Source organism: Bradyrhizobium sp. CCBAU 11357 (assembly GCF_028128865.1).
Classification (GTDB): Bacteria; Pseudomonadota; Alphaproteobacteria; order Rhizobiales; family Xanthobacteraceae; genus Bradyrhizobium.
This window is the reverse complement of sequence record NZ_LBJW01000102.1, coordinates 83,085-99,646: the sequence shown is the minus strand read 5'-3', so window position 1 is coordinate 99,646 and position 16,562 is coordinate 83,085. Positions and strand designations below refer to the sequence as shown.

13 protein-coding genes are annotated in these 16,562 nt (G+C 64.9%); 5 read left to right on the top strand and 8 right to left on the bottom strand.

The genetic code is table 11. From position 1 onward, the window contains the following. Positions 1-3: 3 nt before the first annotated feature. Together XI05_RS20255 and XI05_RS20250 are read right to left on the bottom strand one after the other, a co-directional pair. Complete coding sequence (locus XI05_RS20255; protein WP_271505040.1) at positions 4-849, bottom strand: ABC transporter permease; 846 nt, start codon at positions 847-849, stop codon at positions 4-6. Positions 850-1,077: 228 nt separating this feature from the next. After that, a complete protein-coding gene (locus XI05_RS20250; RefSeq protein WP_271505038.1) occupies positions 1,078-2,049 on the bottom strand; it encodes an aliphatic sulfonate ABC transporter substrate-binding protein in 972 nt (323 codons plus the stop codon). 187 nt (positions 2,050-2,236) lie between these two features. On the opposite strand from XI05_RS20250, the gene XI05_RS20245 reads away from it, so the two are divergent. Next, positions 2,237-5,026: a [protein-PII] uridylyltransferase gene (locus XI05_RS20245; protein ID WP_271505035.1), complete on the top strand. Its 2,790-nt coding sequence runs from the start codon at positions 2,237-2,239 to the stop codon at positions 5,024-5,026. Between the two features lie 140 nt (positions 5,027-5,166). Here the strand turns inward: XI05_RS20245 and XI05_RS20240 are convergent, their stop codons facing one another. After that, the gene (locus XI05_RS20240; RefSeq protein WP_271505033.1) at positions 5,167-5,697 is read right to left on the bottom strand and encodes a methylated-DNA--[protein]-cysteine S-methyltransferase; all 531 of its coding nucleotides are present in this window, start codon (positions 5,695-5,697) and stop codon (positions 5,167-5,169) included. Between the two features lie 98 nt (positions 5,698-5,795). Between XI05_RS20240 and XI05_RS20235 the strand changes: the two genes are divergently transcribed. Then, on the top strand, positions 5,796-6,152 hold the full coding sequence (locus XI05_RS20235) for a DUF1304 domain-containing protein (protein WP_271505201.1): 357 nt from the start codon (positions 5,796-5,798) through the stop codon (positions 6,150-6,152). Between the two features lie 124 nt (positions 6,153-6,276). Further along, a complete protein-coding gene (locus XI05_RS20230; protein WP_271505031.1) occupies positions 6,277-7,503 on the top strand; it encodes an ABC transporter substrate-binding protein in 1,227 nt (408 codons plus the stop codon). 134 nt (positions 7,504-7,637) lie between these two features. Here the strand turns inward: XI05_RS20230 and XI05_RS20225 are convergent, their stop codons facing one another. Continuing rightward, complete coding sequence (locus XI05_RS20225; RefSeq protein WP_025033272.1) at positions 7,638-8,063, bottom strand: DUF1330 domain-containing protein; 426 nt, start codon at positions 8,061-8,063, stop codon at positions 7,638-7,640. 170 nt (positions 8,064-8,233) lie between these two features. On the opposite strand from XI05_RS20225, the gene XI05_RS20220 reads away from it, so the two are divergent. Continuing rightward, positions 8,234-10,444 (top strand): transglycosylase domain-containing protein, encoded by a 2,211-nt coding sequence (locus tag XI05_RS20220; protein ID WP_271505029.1) that lies wholly within the window; start codon positions 8,234-8,236, stop codon positions 10,442-10,444. 345 nt (positions 10,445-10,789) lie between these two features. Here the strand turns inward: XI05_RS20220 and XI05_RS20215 are convergent, their stop codons facing one another. The 4 genes from XI05_RS20215 to XI05_RS20200 all read right to left on the bottom strand — a co-directional run bounded on the left by XI05_RS20215 (position 10,790) and on the right by XI05_RS20200 (position 15,116). Continuing rightward, positions 10,790-11,629, bottom strand: a complete 840-nt coding sequence (locus XI05_RS20215; RefSeq protein ID WP_271505027.1) for a M48 family metallopeptidase — start codon at positions 11,627-11,629, stop codon at positions 10,790-10,792. 217 nt (positions 11,630-11,846) lie between these two features. Beyond that, complete coding sequence (locus XI05_RS20210) at positions 11,847-13,175, bottom strand: polyhydroxyalkanoate depolymerase (RefSeq protein ID WP_271505025.1); 1,329 nt, start codon at positions 13,173-13,175, stop codon at positions 11,847-11,849. A 120-nt stretch (positions 13,176-13,295) separates the two neighbouring features. After that, a complete protein-coding gene (locus XI05_RS20205; protein WP_271505023.1) occupies positions 13,296-14,114 on the bottom strand; it encodes an ABC transporter permease in 819 nt (272 codons plus the stop codon). A 198-nt stretch (positions 14,115-14,312) separates the two neighbouring features. Continuing rightward, entirely contained in the window at positions 14,313-15,116 is an 804-nt protein-coding gene (locus XI05_RS20200; RefSeq protein WP_271505021.1) for an ABC transporter ATP-binding protein, read from the bottom strand. Positions 15,117-15,235: 119 nt separating this feature from the next. Here XI05_RS20200 and XI05_RS20195 point away from each other — a divergent pair, with 119 nt between their 5' ends. Next, the gene (locus XI05_RS20195) at positions 15,236-16,558 is read left to right on the top strand and encodes an ActS/PrrB/RegB family redox-sensitive histidine kinase (protein WP_271505199.1); all 1,323 of its coding nucleotides are present in this window, start codon (positions 15,236-15,238) and stop codon (positions 16,556-16,558) included. Positions 16,559-16,562: the final 4 nt, after the last annotated feature.

Genomic DNA, 16,562 nt, shown 5'->3' with positions numbered 1-16,562 from the left:
GCCTCAAGCTCCCTTTGCCCGCCCGAAGGCGTCCTGCCAGCGCAGGAACGGTGCGGCGGCAAGCTCGATCAGCCAGTCGGTGAGCTTGCCGAGGATGGCGAAGATGACGATGGCGGCCAGGATCTGCGCGGGCTTGCCGAGCTGCTGGCCGTCGAGCAGGAGATAACCGAGCCCTTCGGAGGCGCCGATCAATTCGGCTGCGACCACGAACATCCAGCCGAGGCCAAGACCGACGCGCAAGGATACGACATAGGCCGGCAGCACCGCCGGCAGCAGGATGCGGCGGATCATTGCGGGTCCCGACAGGCGATAGGTGCGGCCGACCTCGACGATCTTGCGGTCGACCGAGAGGATGGCGCCCATGACGCCGAGATAGACCGGGAAGAACACGCCGACCGCGATCAGCGCGATCTTCGAGGTCTCGAAGATGCCGAGCCAGAGGATGAACAGCGGTACCCAGGCGAGCGAGGGAATCGCGCGCAACGCCTGCACCGTCGGATCGAGCAGCCGGCGCGCCAGCGACCAGTAACCGGAGATGGCACCTAACAGCGTGCCCGCGACCACGCCAAAGGCGAAGCCGAGCGAGACGCGCCCCAGCGTTGCCGTGATGTGGCGGACCAGCTCGCCGGAACGGGCGAGCTCGGTAATGGTAGCAAACACGCGCGAAGGCGGGGGCACCAGGCGCCCGTTGGACCAGCCGAGCCACACCACGAGCTCCCAGCCCAACGCGAGCGTCAGCGGCAGCACCACGCCCAGCAGCGGCCGCGCGTAACGCAACAGCCGCGAAGGAGCGGCGGCGCTCTCGGCTGGTTCCGATGATTGTTGCAGCACTGGCGCGTCGGAGATCATGGCCGGTAGGAAGCGCGTCTGGTGGGGGAATGCAAGGGTGCCCCTTACCCTCCCCTGGAGGGGGAGGGTCGGCACGCGATCGAGCGAAGCGAGATTGCGTGTCGGGGTGGGGTGATCTCTCCACACGGACACTGTTCGTTGCGGAGAGACCGTCACCCCACCCCGCTCGCGCTGCGCGCGATCGACCCTCCCCCTCCAGGGACCCTCCAGGGGAGGGTAAGAGAGAAATCAATTCGTCGGCAGCGGAACCTGGTCGTCGATCAATGCATCCAGCGTCGCCTTGACGTCGACCTTGGCATCGATGACGCCGGCCTGCTGGAGCGCAAGGCCTGCGGCGAGGATCGACTCGCGCTGCGGCGCGCCGATGCGGCTGTGGGTGAGCTCGGTGCGCTCCTTGAGCTGCTTGTCGACCACGGCCTCGGGCAGCTTCGTCACCGCGATGAAGGTCTTCTTCAGCTCGTCGTAATTCGCCAGCGAATATTTGCGCGCCTCCTCGTAAACCGCGAGGACGCGGCGCGCGATGTCGGGATGATCCTTCAGGAACTGCTCGCGCACATTGAGGATGCCCCAGGTGTTGGCGTCGGCCTTGCGATAGAACAGCTTGGCGCCCTCCTCGACCTCGGCCTGCGCCATCATCGGATCGAGCCCAGCCCAGGCATCGACGTCGCCGCGGATCAGCGCGGTCTTGCCGTCGGCGTGTTGGAGCAGCACCGGCGTGATGTCCTTCTCGGTGAGGCCCGCACCGAGCAGTGCGCGCACCAGGAAGATGTGCGGGTCGGTGCCGCGCGTGACCGCAACGCGCTTGCCCTTGAGGTCGGCAACGCCGGCGATCTTGGACTCCTTGCCGGTCACCAGCGCGGTCCATTCGGGGCGCGAATAGACGTAGATCGACTTGATCGGGTTGCCGTTGATGCGGGCGACCAGCGCCGCCGAGCCCGCGGTCGAGCCGAAATCGATCGAGCCGGCGTTGAGGAATTCGAGCGCCTTGTTGGAGCCGGCCGACTGCACCCAGGTGACGGTGATACCGTCCTTGGCGAACTCCTTCTCCAGGAGCCCCTTCTGCTTCAGCACCAGCGACACCGGATTGTAGGTCGCCCAGTCGATGCGGATTTCCTTGAGCGGGTCAGCCGCCCTGGCCGCTTGGGTCAATGCGAGTGCCAAAGCTCCCGCCAGAACAATAATTCGTGCAATCCCAGCCATGCTCGCCCTCCTGAAAACTTCATTGTTTTTCAATGAGTTATATCTAGAGGTCAACGAGAAAATCCGCCCTCCGAAAGCGCGCCGGCCGAGAACAGATTTGCCCGAAGCCGCAGCTTTCCAGCATGGAACGCCTATTGGCAGAGAATGGCGGGTGACAGCGCCTGTCACCTCTTATATCCGGTGAGACATGGACAGCGTCGCGACTGAGCAGAAGCCACAGGTGGACGATCGCTTCGATACCGCGCGGATCACCGCCGCGGTCGATGCGCTCGCCGAGAAGCACGAGGGGCGCGAGGACGCGTTCCGCACGGCGATGGCGCAATTGCTCAAGGCCGAGCTGATCGCGGCGCGCGCCGCCGCGCAGGCGATCCTTCTGAAGGACCGCCACGGCCGCCGCTGCGCCGAGCGGCTGTGCCACGTGCAGGACGAGATCATCCGCATCCTGTATTCGGCCGCGACGCGCCATCTCTACCGCTCGCCGATCCCGAGCGGTGCCGAGCGCATGGCGGTGGTGGCGACCGGCGGCTACGGCCGCGGCCTGATGGCCCCGGAATCGGACATCGATCTGCTCTTCATCCTGCCCTACAAGCAGACCGCCTGGGGCGAGCAGGTCGCCGAAGCCATCCTCTATTGCCTCTGGGACATGGGACTGAAGGTCGGTCACGCCACGCGCTCGGTCGACGAATCGATCCGGCAGGCGCGGGGCGACATGACGATCCGTACCGCGATCCTGGAGACGCGCTTCCTCACCGGCGACAAGCCGCTCTATGACGAGCTGGTCGAGCGCTTCGACAAGGAGGTGGTGCAGGGCACCGCGTCCGAATTCGTCACCGCAAAGCTCGCCGAGCGCGAGGAGCGACATCGCCGCGGCGGCCAGTCGCGCTATCTGGTCGAACCCAACGTCAAGGACGGCAAGGGGGCCTTGCGCGACCTGCACACGCTGTTCTGGATCGCCAAATACGTCTACCGCGTGCGCGATACCCACGAGCTGGTCGGGCGCGGCGTGTTCGACGCGCAGGAATATCGCACCTTCCGCCGCTGCGCCGACTTCCTCTGGTCGGTGCGCTGCAATCTGCACTTCTACTCTGGCCGCGCCGAGGAGCGCCTGTCCTTCGATCTCCAGCGCGAGATCGCGATACGTCTCGGCTACACCTCGCATCCGGGCATGCAGGACGTCGAGCGCTTCATGAAGCACTACTTCCTGGTCGCCAAGGAAGTCGGCAACCTCACCGCCATCCTCTGCGCCAAGCTCGAGGACCAGCAGGCCAAGCCCGCGCCGGTGCTGAGCCGGGTGATGGCGCGGCTGCGACCGACCGCGGTGAAGCGGCGCGTCCCCGACAGCGACGACTTCATCGTCGACAACAACCGCATCAACGTCGCCGCGCCCGACGTGTTCAAGCACGACCCGGTCAATCTGATCCGCATCTTCCGCCTCGCGCAGAAGAACAACCTCGCCTTCCACCCGGACGCGATGCGCGACGTGACGCGCTCGCTCGGCCTGATCAACGCGGGCTTGCGCGAAAATCCCGAGGCCAACCGGCTGTTCATGGAGATCCTGACCTCCGACAATGCCGAGATCGTGCTGCGGCGGATGAACGAGACCGGCGTGCTCGGCCACTTCATTCGCGCCTTCGGCAAGATCGTCTCGATGATGCAGTTCAACATGTATCATCACTACACCGTCGACGAGCACCTGATCCGCTGCATCGGCTTCCTGCAGGACATCGAGCGCGGCGGCATCGAGGAGTTCGCGCTGGCGAGCGACCTGTTCCGCAAGATCCGGCCCGAGCACCGCGCGGTGATCTACATCGCAACGCTGCTGCACGACGTCGCCAAGGGCCGGCCCGAGGACCACTCCATCGCCGGCGCCAAGGTGGCGCGGCGGCTCTGCGCGCGGCTCGGCTTCAGCCCGGCCGACACCGAGCTCGTGGCCTGGCTGATCGAGGAGCACCTGACGATGTCCACGGTCGCGCAGTCGCGCGACCTATCCGATCGCAAGACCATCGAGAATTTCGCCGCCGTGGTGCAGTCGGTGGAGCAGATGAAGCTCCTGACCATCCTGACCACCGCCGACATCCGCGGCGTTGGCCCGGGCGTGTGGAACGGCTGGAAGGCGCAGCTCTTGCGCTCGCTGTACTACGAGACCGAGCCGGTGCTGACCGGCGGCTTCTCGGAAGTCGACCGCGGCAAGCGCCTCGCCGTTGCGCACACCGAGTTCCGCATGGCCTTCGCCGAATGGCCGAAGGACGAGCTCGACGCCTATATCGGCCGGCACTATCCGGCCTATTGGCTCAAGGTCGAGCTGCCGCGAAAAATCCGTCACGCCCGCTTCGTCCGCTCCAGCGAGCAGGCCGGCCACAAGCTCGCGATCAATGTCGGGTTCGACGAGGTGCGCGGCGTCACCGAGCTGACGATCTTCGCCGCCGACCATCCCTGGCTGCTGTCGATCATCGCCGGCGCTTGCGCCTCCGCCGGCGCCAACATCGTCGACGCCCAGATCTACACCACGACCGACGGCCGTGCGCTCGACACGATCTCGATCTCTAGGGAATACGACCGCGACGAGGACGAGGGACGGCGCGCCACGCGCATCGGCGAGATGATCGAGGACGTGCTGGAGGGCAAGCTGCGCCTGCCGGAAGTGGTGGCGCGGCGCACCGTGCGCAGCAAGGCAAGGCCGTTCGTGATCGAGCCGGAGGTGACCATCAACAACCAATGGTCCGATCGCTACACCGTGATCGAGGTCTCCGGGCTCGACCGCCCCGGCCTGCTCTACGAGCTGACCACCGCGATCTCGAAGCTCAACCTCAACATCGCCTCGGCCCATGTGGCGACCTTCGGCGAGCGCGCGCGCGACGTGTTCTACGTCACCGACCTCCTGGGCGCGCAGATCAATGCGCCGACGCGCCAGGCCGCGATCAAGAGCGCGCTGACCCATGTGATGGCCGGCGACAAGGCGGTGCAGCCGGCGGCGTGACTCTCGCCGTCATTCCGGGGCGCCGCGCAGCGGCGAACCCGGAATCCATCAAGCAACACCGACAGTGCCGGTGAATGGATTCCGGGTTCGCGCTTCGCGCGCCCCGGAATGACGAGTGGAGGAGTTGGCGCGTTGCGTCTTCAAACCTCCACGCCCTCGTGCCGCAGCAGCCAGCGCTTGCGCGCGAGGCCACCGCCGTATTTCACCAGCGAGCCGTCCGCACCGATCAGGCGGTGACAGGGCAGCACCACGCTGATCGGGTTGGAGCCGTTGGCGTGGCCGACGGCGCGAATCGCGTTGGGCATGCCGATGGTTGCGGCGAGCGCGCCGTAGCTCAGCGTGATGCCGGCGGGAATTTGCGCGAGCGCGGTCCAGACCTTCTGCTGGAACGGCGTGCCGGCGGTGCGCCACGCGATCCCGGAGAGCTGGTCGAGCTCGCCTTCGAAATAGCCCGACAGCGCGGTGCGCATCTCTGCCGGCGCCGGCCGATCGTCGAGGTCGACCGTCCCGTAATGCAGGCGCAATAGCTCGCGCATCCGATGCTCGTAATCATGCCAGTCGAGCGCCCGCAGCTTGCCCTCGGCATCGGTGACCAGCAGCGCGATCCCGATCGGCGTCGCCAGGCGATCGAGGCCGAAGCGTTCAGGCATCTTGGTTGATCGGATGGGCATGCGGCACCAGGGGAGCGAAACACATCGATCGCACTTGCCATGGCGGCCGTGCTAACGTCCACCCGAAAGCTGATGCTTTGGGGGAGCTCACCTTGATCCTGATCGCCAATGTCCTGGTGGCGCTGGTCGCCGCGCTGCACGTCTTCTTCCTGGCCCTGGAGATGTTTCTCTGGGACAAGCCGCTGGGCCTGAAGGTGTTTCGGAATTCGCCCGAGAAGGCCGAGATCACCAAGGTGCTGGCCGCCAATCAGGGCCTCTATAACGGCTTTCTCGCGGCCGGCCTGGTCTGGGGCCTCGTCCACGGCAACCCGGCCTTCGCGTTCCAGATCAAGGTATTCTTCCTGCTCTGCGTGATCGCGGCCGGCGCCTATGGCGCGGCGACCGTCAGCACGCGGATCCTGATGGTGCAGGCGCTGCCGGCGGCAATCGCGCTGATTGCAATGTTTCTCGCCTGAGACGCTACGGCGCAGCGCCGCGATCCTTGCGCTGCGGCGAACCTTCCTCCACAATCTTCGCAGCGATGGCGACCGTTTGAGAAAGACCATCGGCCTAAAATTCCGTCAGGAGGAACGAACCAACATGAACAATCGCAGAGCCTTCATAGCGGCCACGGCGGCGTTCGCTGTCGCAGTCTCGACCAGCCAGGCCCTCGCCCAGAAGAAATACGACACCGGCGCAAGCGACACCGAGATCAAGGTCGGCCAGACCGTGCCGTTCTCGGGCGCCTATTCCGTCTATGCCAATATCGGCAAGACCCAGGCCGCGTACTTCAAGATGATCAACGATCAGGGCGGCATCAACGGCCGCAAGATCAACCTGATCCAATATGACGACGCCTATTCGCCGCCGAAGACCGTGGAGCAGGTGCGCAAGCTCGTCGAAGGCGACGAGGTGCTCTTCACCTTCCAGCTGATCGGCACAGCCGCGAACGCCGCCGTGCAGAAATACCTCAACGGCAAGAAGGTGCCGCAGCTGCTCGCCTCGACCGGCGCCGCCCGCTTCAACGATCCGCAGAACTATCCCTGGACCATGGCCTACAATCCGAACTACGTGTCCGAGGGACGGATCTACGCAAAATACATTCTCGCCAATCATCCCAACGCCAAGATCGGCGTGCTCTACCAGAACGACGATATGGGCCGCGACTATCTCGCCGGCCTCAAGAGCGGCCTCGGCGACAAGGCCGCCAGCATGATCGTCGGCGAGGTCTCGTATGAGGTAACCGACCCGACCGTCGACTCGCAGGTGGTCAAGCTGAAGTCGATGGGCGTCGATCTGTTCTATGACGCCTCGACGCCGAAATTCGCGGCGCAGGCGATCAAGAAGCTCGCCGACCTCGGCTGGACTCCCGTGCACATCCTCGACATCAATGCGAGCCCGGTGTCGGCGACGCTGAAGCCGGCCGGCCTCGACATCTCCAAGGGCATCATCTCGACCAACTACGGCAAGGATCCGGGCGATCCCCAGTGGAAGGATGATCCGGGCGTGAAGGCCTTCTTCGCCTTCATGGACAAGTATTTTCCGGAAGGCGACAAGCTCAACACCGTCAACACCTACGCCTATTCGGTCGCCGAGCTGCTGGTGCAGGTCTTGAAGCAATGCGGCGACGATCTGACGCGCGAGAACGTCATGAAGCAGGCCGCCAATATCAAGGGCTTCGTACCGAGCCTGGGGCTGCCCGGCATCAAGATCAACACCGGCGCGAACGACTATCGCGTCAACAAGCAGATGCAGATGATGAAGTTCAACGGCGAACGCTGGGAGCTGTTCGGACCGATCATCGAGGACACTGGTCCGTCGGGCTAGGCGAGGAGAGAACCTTTTCGTAGGGTGGGCAAAGACGCGCAAGCGTCGTGCCCACCATCTTCTCCGCGACGGACATGGTGGGCACGCCCCGGGATGCGCATTCGCGCACCCGGCGCTTTGCCCACCCTACGAACTCAAGTCGGTATCTCCCCAAAATTCTTCCCGACCGGCAGCACGGCGTGCCGGATCAGACGCGAATCCTCGACAGCGGCCTGGCGGTGCTTCACCGCCTCGCGATAGACGGGGTCGCGGATCATCTCGACGAAGGCGGCGACGCTCGGATATTCGGCGATGAAGCAATGGTCCCAGCGCTCCTCCTGCGGGCCGATCAGCATCAGCTCGAATTTGCCCTGCCAGACGATGCGGCCGCCGAGACGTTCGAACACCGGGCCGCTTTCGCGGCCATAGGCCGCATAGGCTTCCGCGCCGCTGGCCTTGCGTCCGTCGGGATAGGCAGCCTCTTTGCGCAGGCGGACCAGGTTGAGCATGTGGATCGGGCCCGGGCGATCGTTCTCCCGGAATTGCGCGAAGATCTCCTTGGTCGGATCGATATGGCCCATGGCGCTCCCTCTTTTTACTGACGCGGGCGATCCTAGCTCCGGCATGCCGGAAGCGGAACTGCGGCCGGCGAATGCCGCATCTCCTAATCGCGCGTTAACGCCGGGGTAACCCGGCCTTAAACAGCGACCGCTAGCGTCTCGGCGGGGCGGGCTGACCGGGCGTTTGGCGTATGGCGTGGGGAAAGAAAAAGGGTGCGCGGAAGGAGCCGCTGTTCGGCTTGCCCGCGGCGCTCGCCGATCTGCGCCTGACCGCGGCGGACCGCGTTCCCGGCGGCGACGACAAGCCGAAGAAATCTGGCAAACCATCCGCCAAGCGCAAGAGCGAGGATGCCGGCGACGAGCCGCCGCGCGAGCGCAAAGCGCCAGCCGGCCGCAGCGGCGCCAAGCGGCGATCGAAGTCGCGTTTCGGTGCCGGCCTCGGCCGCCTGGTCTATTGGGGCGCGGTGCTGAGCCTGTGGGGCGTCATCGCCGTGATCGGCGTCGTGATCTATGTCGGCGCGCATCTGCCGCCGATCCAGTCGCTGGAGATTCCAAAACGCCCACCGACGATCCAGATCGTCGGCATCGACGGCAGCATTCTGGCGCAGCGCGGCGAGATGGCCGGCGCCAATGTCGCGCTGAAGGATCTGCCGCCGTTTTTGCCGAAGGCGTTCATCGCCATCGAGGACCGCCGCTTCTATTCGCATTTCGGCATCGATCCGGTCGGCATCCTGCGCGCGCTGGTCACCAACGTCCTCCATCGCGGCGTGTCGCAGGGCGGCTCGACCTTGACGCAGCAGCTCGCGAAAAACCTGTTCCTGACCCAGGAGCGCACCATCCAGCGCAAGCTGCAGGAGGTGGAGCTCGCGATCTGGCTGGAGCGCAAGCACTCCAAGGACGAGATCCTGGAGCTCTATCTCAACCGCGTCTATTTCGGCTCCGGCGCCTACGGCGTCGAGGCAGCGGCGCAGAAATATTTCGGCAAGTCGGCGAAGAACGTGACGGTCGCGGAAGCCGCGATGCTGGCCGGCCTCGTCAAGTCGCCGTCCCGCCTTGCCCCGAACCGCAATCCAGAAGGCGCCGAAGCGCGGGCGCAGATCGTGCTCGCAGCGATGGCGGATGCGAAGTTCATCACCGACGCGCAGGCGAAGGCCTCGATCGGCCATCCCTCCTACAACGTGAAGCCGGCGGGCGCCGGCACGGTGAACTACGTCGCCGACTGGATCGGCGAGGTGCTGGACGATCTGGTCGGCCAGATCGACGAGAGCATCAAGGTCGAGACCACGATCGATCCGAAGCTGCAGAGCGTCGCCGAAGCCGCCATCATCGACGAGCTCGCGGCCAAGAGCGTGAAGTTCAACGTCAGCCAGGGCGCGCTGGTGGCGATGACGCCCGATGGCGCCGTCCGCGCCATGGTGGGCGGTCGGAACTATTCCGACAGCCAGTACAACCGCGCAGTCACCGCCAGGCGCCAGCCGGGCTCCTCGTTCAAGCCGTTCGTGTACCTCACCGCGCTCGAGCAGGGGCTGACGCCCGATACGATGCGCCAGGATGCGCCGATCGAGGTCAAGGGCTGGAGACCTGAGAACTACACCCATGAATATTTCGGCGCGGTGACGCTGACGCAGGCGCTGGCGATGTCGCTCAACACGGTCGCCATCCGCCTCGGCCTCGAGGTCGGGCCGAAGAACGTGGTGCGCACCGCGCACCGGCTCGGCATCTCCTCAAAACTCGAGCCCAACGCCTCGATCGCGCTCGGCACCTCCGAAGTTTCCGTCGTCGAGCTGGTCGGCGCCTATGCGCCGTTCGCCAATGGCGGCCTCGCGGTGGCGCCGCATGTCGTGACGCGGATCAGGACGCTGAGCGGCAAGCTGCTCTACATGCGCCAGCCGGAGGAGCGTAACCAGGTCATCGACCCCCGCTATGTCGGCATGATGAATGCGATGATGCGGGAGACGCTGATATCGGGCACCGCCAAGAAGGCGGAGATCCCGGGCTGGCCGGCCGCCGGCAAGACCGGCACCAGCCAGGATTACCGCGACGCCTGGTTCATCGGCTACACCGCGAACCTCGTCACCGGCGTCTGGCTCGGCAACGACGACAACTCGCCGACCAAGAAGGCGACCGGCGGCGGCCTGCCGGTGGAAGTCTGGTCGCGCTTCATGAAGACCGCGCACGAGGGCGTGCCAGTGGCAGCCTTGCCGAGCTCGCCGAGCGGCTGGGGCCTATCGAACCTCGCGCAGGCGGCCTCGCAGGTGTCGCCGCCGACCCCGGCGGCTCCGCCACAAGCGAACGCCGGCGGCTATCGCCCGCCGCCTCCGACGCGCGCCAATGTGCGGCCCGAGGCAGCCGCCGGGCTCGATGGCTGGCTGATGGATCGGCTGTTCGGCGGGAATCGGTAGCCGCAGGCTGAGGCCATTCGGGGCCTCACAACAAAAACTGCGAAAACAACCCCATGCACAGTAGAACGCGACGTCCGGCGCGACGCGGGGTGGATCGCTCGAAGCATTTGATGCGACGGGGTTAATCGGGCAGACGGCGCAATCCTCGCGAAGTGTGGCGAAAATCGAGCGAGACGCGCTGATGTCGCGTCATCCTCCGTCATTGCGAGCGAAGCGAAGCAATCCAGAATCCCTCCGCGGAAAGAGGCTGGATTGCTTCGCTGCGCTCGCAATGACGATGTGGAGGCAGTTGCGCGTATTTGCGCTGTCGTCGCCTGTCTTCATAAAAGACAGCGTGATTGAACCCTAATCCTCCACACCATACCGGTGCAGGTCATTCCCATAGGTGTCGAGCCACTTCTTGGCGCGCTCCATCGACGGGCAGACCTTGCCGCAGACGCGCCAGAAGCGCGCAGAATGGTTCATCTCAACGAGATGGGCGACCTCGTGCGCGGCGAGGTAGTCGAGCACGAAGGGCGGGGCGAGGATCAGGCGCCAGGAGAACGACAGCGAGCCGGCCGAGGTGCAGGAGCCCCAGCGGCTGGACTGATCACGGATCGAGAGCCGCTTGACCCTGACGCCGAGCTCGCCGGCGTAGGCTTCCGCCGAGCGCTGCAGGTCGCGGCGCGCCTCGCGCTTGAGGAAATCGCTGACGCGGCGGTCGACATGCTCGAGGCCGCCGGCGACGCAGAGAATGCGCTCACCGCTGTCGCGCATCTCGGTCCACACCGTGCCGCGCTGACCGGCGCGATGAACGATGCGATGCGCCGTGCCGCGCAGCGGTATCACCGTGCCCGGCTGGAACGGCGCGGCCTTCGGCAAGCGGCCGAGACGCGCGGCAATCCACGCACCGTGACGCTGTGCGAAGTCTTTTGCTTCGGCGAGCGTGCCGCGCGGCGGCATGGTGAGAATGGCTTCGCGGTCGCTCGGATGAATTCTGAGCGTGTAGCGGCGCGCGCGGCGGTGCCGACGCAGCCGAATCGCAAAAAATTGCGATCCGTGGGTGATGACGAGGGTCTTTGGTTCGTGGGGCCGACGATAAAGGAGTGCGCGGGTGGCCATGTCTGTCAGTCCGGGGGGCAGGAGGTCGCCCGGATTCTGCCATAACCGCCGCCAGGGAAAGCGCTCGGCGCAAAAACAAATCATTTGCCCAATATACAGCGGTCAGGCGTCCGGGAGACCCTACAGACTGGGGTTGGAACCGGCTTTTTTCGCCCCCGCTGGACGCATGCGACACCCCCAAGGGGTGAGGGTAGACTCACTCCTATAAGGCTACCTAAATACCGCGAATCTGGCGGGAACTTGCCCCTGCCGGAAGCCTTGGCAGGGGCCGAAATTTCGGCGGGAAAGCCGAAATTCAGGGTTATTCGGCCGCGAGCGCCTGCAACGATGCAGGATTCGCAGCCGAAACCATGAAGTCGTGAATCCGCGGCACGATCTCCGACTTGAATCGCGATCCGTTGAACACGCCGTAATGTCCGACGCCCTTCTGGACGTAATGAACGCGGCGATGGTCGGGAATCGCGCTGCACAATGTGTGCGTCGCTTCGGTCTGACCGAGACCGGAGATGTCGTCGTTCTCGCCTTCGACCGTCATCAACGCGACGCGCTTGACCTTGGAAGGATCGACGCGGGTTCCGCGATGGGTCATCTCGCCCTTGGGCAGCGCGTGCTTCACGAACACGGTGTCGACGGTCTGCAGGTAATACTCGGCCGGCAGATCCATCACCGCGAGATATTCGTCGTAGAAGTCGCGATGCTTGTCGACGAGGTCGCCGTCGCCCTTCACCAGATGGGCAAACAGCTGCTTGTGGGCATCCATGTGCCGGTCGAGATTCATGCTGATGAAGCCGTTGAGCTGCAAGAATCCCGGATAGACGTCGCGCATCATGCCCGGATGCGGGAACGGCACCTTGGTGATGACGTGGTTGCGGAACCAGTCGATACCGCGCTCCTGCGCGAGGTTGTTCACCGCAGTCGGATTGCGGCGGGTGTCGATCGGGCCGCCCATCAGCGTCATCGAGGTCGGCACGAACGGATCGCGCCGCGCTTCCATGATCGAGACCGCCGCGACGACGGGCACGGAGGGCTGGCACACCGCCATCACATGGGTGTTGCCGCCGAGCACATGCAGCATCTCGATGACATAGTCGATGTAGTCGTCGAGATCGAAGCGGCCATCGCTCAAGGGCACCATGCGGGCATCGGCCCAGTCGGTGATGTAGACCTCATGCGCCGGCAGGAAGGCCTCGACCGTGCCGCGCAGCAGCGTCGCATAATGGCCGGACATCGGGGCCACGATCAGCACGCGCGGCTGCGGGCTGCGCAGTGGACGGGCGAACTTGCGATCGAAGTAGAGCAGCTTGCAGAACGGCTTTTCCCACACCGAGCGGATCTCGACCGGGACGCGGATGCCGTTGACCTCGGTGTCGTTGAGGCCCCATTCCGGCTTGCCGTAGCGGCGCGTGGTGCGCTCGAACAATTCGCAGGCCGCGGCGACCGACTTGCCGACCTCGGTGCGCGACCAGGGATTGAGCGGATTCTGAAACAGCAGCTTGGTCGCGTCGGTGACAGCACGAGCCGGATTGAGAGAGGCGTGCGCCATCTCGTACATCCAGTACATCGGCGTCGTCAGGACCGGACTGCCTTCTGCCGCCAGGGGCGGCGCGCCGCCAAACTCACCAATAGGCATATTATAATCCTCTTCGCATCGCAGCATACTGCCGAATGCGCAATAATGCGTCAATGCATGGTTCCGTACATCTACGTGCCCGGTACGGCTAAATCAGCCTGAATCCACGGAAAAGTGACGTTATTCACCGCCAGACAGCAGCGAGCCGTGCCGCTTTGCGCTGCGCAAAAGGGCAAGGAATGCCCCAAATGATGCAACCAAAAGGACGGCGTTGATGAGCAACGCCTCCAGCATCAGATCGCTCCTAAAGGTTTGCTCGATCAAGAGCGCGCGCATTCCCTCGAAGGCATAGGTCGGCGGCAGCGCCCAGGCGACGTATTGCAGCCAGACCGGCAACACGCTGACGGGATAGTAGACGCAGGCGAGCGGCAGGATCGCGAACATCAAGGTCCAGACGATGCTCTCGGCGCCGAGGCCGTTTCGCAGCACGAGGCCCGAGACGAAGATGCCGACCGACCAGCTCGTGAAGATCAGATTGCAGAAGAACGCGATCAGCGGCAGGCCAAGGGCATAGACGTTGAAGTGAAACAGGAACAGCGCAAGCAGCGTCATCGGAATGATCCCGATCGCAAGCCGGATCAGGCTCATGACCATCAGCGACAGCAGAAACTCGATCGGCCGCAGCGGGCTCATCATGAGATTGCCGATGTTGCGCGCCCACATCTCCTCCAGGAAGGAGATGGAGAAGCCGAGCTGGCCGCGGAACAGGATGTCCCAGAGGATGACGGCGCCGATCAGCGTGCCGCCGGCGCGCGCAAAGAAGTTGGCGTTCTCGGCGATGTAATATTGGAGAAAGCCCCAGGTGATGACCTGCAGCGCCGGCCAATAGAGCAGCTCGAGCAGCCGCGGCCAGGACGACAGCAGCAGATACCAATAGCGCAGGATCATCGCGCCGATGCGGTGGACGGAGATGCCGCGGGCGAAGGAGAGGTCATTCATATCGACGCCGCGTACCCAGGAGGAGCTTGTCATCCCGGGGCGCGACGAAGTCGCGAGCCCGGGATCCATAGCCACAGGATCGAATTTGGCGAAGACACGGAGTTGACCGCCTCGCCCGACTACAGCGGCCTGTGGTTATGGATTCCGGGCTCGCGCTTCGCGCGCCCCGGAATGACGAGGACCGACATAGGAGCCCCCTCATCGCACCGCCTCCTTCGCGCCGTTTGCCCGGCCGCGGGCAACGTCCAGAAACACCTCCTCCAGCGTGGTGCGGTTGTAGCGGGCCATGATCGCCTCGGGCGTATCGTCGTCCTCGATGCGGCCGCGCTTCATGATGACGACGCGGTCGCAGAGCCGCTCGACCTCGAGCATGTTGTGCGAGGCGAGCAGAATGGTGGCGTTGTTGTCCCGGCGATACCGCTCCAGATGCGCCCGCACCCAATCGGCGGTATCGGGGTCGAGCGAGGCGGTCGGCTCGTCCAGCAAGAGCAGCTCGGGCTGGTTGATCAGCGCCTTCGCCAGCGCAACGCGGGTCTTCTGCCCGGCGGAGAGCTTGCCGTTGGCGCGGTCGATGAAATCGCCGAGGTCGAGATCGGCGGCGAGCCTGGCAATGCGGTCGGCGAGGTTCTTCACGGCATAGAGCTTGCCGAACACGGTGAGGTTCTGCCGCACCGTGAGCCGCATCGGCATGTCGACATAGGGGCTTTCGAAATTCATCCGCCCCAGCACGGACGCGCTCTCGTCGGGCATCTCATGACCGAGCACCTGCACGCGGCCGGAGGTCGGCAGCACCAGGCCCATGATCATCGCGATGGTCGTGGTCTTGCCGGCGCCGTTGCCGCCGAGAAGCCCCGTGATGCTGCCGCGCGGCAGCGAAAAGGAGATGTCGTCGACGGCGCGGGTCTGCTTGTAGACCTTGACGAGGTGCTCGACCGCAATTGCCGCGGACGAATTTCGATCCGCGACAGTCGGCCGACTTGAAGCCTTGCCATTCTCGGTCATGCTGGCCGTTCTTCTGCTATTGCATCGGCGAGCGCAAGGCTTGATGTAAGGGCTCCTCAGCGGGCGGTTCCGAAAGCCCAGCGTTCGTGACCTTGGAAGGCGCCGCTACATTGGCCGATATGACCGAAATTGCCGATTCCGACTTCCGCCACGCGCAGCGGCATATCCGGCTGGACACGATCCTGCGGCTGCGCTGGCTCGCGGTGCTGGGACAGCTCGCGGCGATCTTCATCGTGGCCCAGGGGCTGGAGTTCAACGTCGAGATCATCCCCTGCGTCAGCATCATCGCGCTCTCGGCGGCGCTCAACCTCGCGCTCCAGACCGCGGCCAATCCGATGCAGCGGCTGGAGCCGCTGCAGGCGGCCGGCCTGCTGGCGCTGAACATCGTCGAGCTGGCGGGCCTGTTGTTCTTCACCGGCGGACTGCAGAACCCGTTCTCGTTCCTGTTCCTCGCGCCCGTGCTGATCTCGGCCACGGCGCTGCCGGCCCGCTTCACGTTCGGCCTCGGCCTGCTCGCGGTGGCCTGCGCGTCGGTGCTGTTCTTCTATCATTTTCCGCTGCCGTGGGATTCCGACGATCCGCTGGTGCTGCCGCCGATCTATCTCGTCGGCGTCTGGCTCTCGATCGCGCTCGCGATCGGCGTTACCAGCCTCTACTCGTTCCAGGTGACCGAGGAGGCGCGCAAGCTCGCGGACGCACTGGCCGCAACCGAGCTGGTGCTGACACGCGAGCAGCATCTGACCCAGCTCGACGGCCTTGCTGCCGCGGCCGCGCACGAGCTCGGCACGCCGCTCGCGACGATCTTCCTGATCTCGCGCGAGCTGGAAAAAACCGTGAAGGACGCAAGCATCGCCGCCGACCTGAAGACCTTGCGCGAGCAGACCCAGCGCTGCCGCGACATCCTCAGCAAGATCACCCAGCTCTCCTCCACCGGCGCACCGTTCGACCACATGAAGCTGTCGGAGCTGATCGAGGAGGTGGTGGCGCCGCACCGCGATTTCGGCGTCGAGATCAAGGTGCGGATCGCGGTGGCCGCGGCGGCCGAGCCGGTCGGCTCACGCAATCCCGCGATCCTCTACGGCATCGGCAACATCGTCGAGAACGCGGTCGATTTCGCCCGCACCACGGTCGAGGTGAATGCCTGGTGGAACAATGACCATATCGAGCTCTTGATCTCCGACGACGGACCGGGCATTCCGCCCGATATCCTCAACCGGATCGGCGAGCCCTATCTGTCGCGACGGCGCCCCCAGGACGACGGCGGCGGCGAACGGCGCGGCCTCGGCCTCGGCGTGTTCATCGCGCGCACCTTGCTGGAACGCACCGGCGCCAAGGTCTCGTTTACCAACCGGATCTTTCCGGACCACGGTGCGGTGGTTCAGATCACATGGCCGAGACAGCGTTTTGAGGCTATCGAGACGCTCGAAGAAACAATAGGATAGCCGC

What these genes read in the sequence shown, in the direction of transcription:
- XI05_RS20255 (WP_271505040.1), bottom strand. Translation starts at nt 849, where the DNA reads ATGATCTCCGACGCGCCAGTGCTGCAACAATCATCGGAACCAGCCGAG.
- XI05_RS20230 (WP_271505031.1), top strand. Translation starts at nt 6,277, where the DNA reads ATGAACAATCGCAGAGCCTTCATAGCGGCCACGGCGGCGTTCGCTGTC.
- XI05_RS20220 (WP_271505029.1), top strand. Translation starts at nt 8,234, where the DNA reads ATGGCGTGGGGAAAGAAAAAGGGTGCGCGGAAGGAGCCGCTGTTCGGC.
- XI05_RS20225 (WP_025033272.1), bottom strand. Translation starts at nt 8,063, where the DNA reads ATGGGCCATATCGATCCGACCAAGGAGATCTTCGCGCAATTCCGGGAG.
- XI05_RS20210 (WP_271505025.1), bottom strand. Translation starts at nt 13,175, where the DNA reads ATGCCTATTGGTGAGTTTGGCGGCGCGCCGCCCCTGGCGGCAGAAGGC.
- XI05_RS20215 (WP_271505027.1), bottom strand. Translation starts at nt 11,629, where the DNA reads ATGATTTGTTTTTGCGCCGAGCGCTTTCCCTGGCGGCGGTTATGGCAG.
- XI05_RS20205 (WP_271505023.1), bottom strand. Translation starts at nt 14,114, where the DNA reads ATGAATGACCTCTCCTTCGCCCGCGGCATCTCCGTCCACCGCATCGGC.
- XI05_RS20245 (WP_271505035.1), top strand. Translation starts at nt 2,237, where the DNA reads ATGGACAGCGTCGCGACTGAGCAGAAGCCACAGGTGGACGATCGCTTC.
- XI05_RS20250 (WP_271505038.1), bottom strand. Translation starts at nt 2,049, where the DNA reads ATGGCTGGGATTGCACGAATTATTGTTCTGGCGGGAGCTTTGGCACTC.
- XI05_RS20200 (WP_271505021.1), bottom strand. Translation starts at nt 15,116, where the DNA reads ATGACCGAGAATGGCAAGGCTTCAAGTCGGCCGACTGTCGCGGATCGA.
- XI05_RS20195 (WP_271505199.1), top strand. Translation starts at nt 15,236, where the DNA reads ATGACCGAAATTGCCGATTCCGACTTCCGCCACGCGCAGCGGCATATC.
- XI05_RS20240 (WP_271505033.1), bottom strand. Translation starts at nt 5,697, where the DNA reads ATGCCCATCCGATCAACCAAGATGCCTGAACGCTTCGGCCTCGATCGC.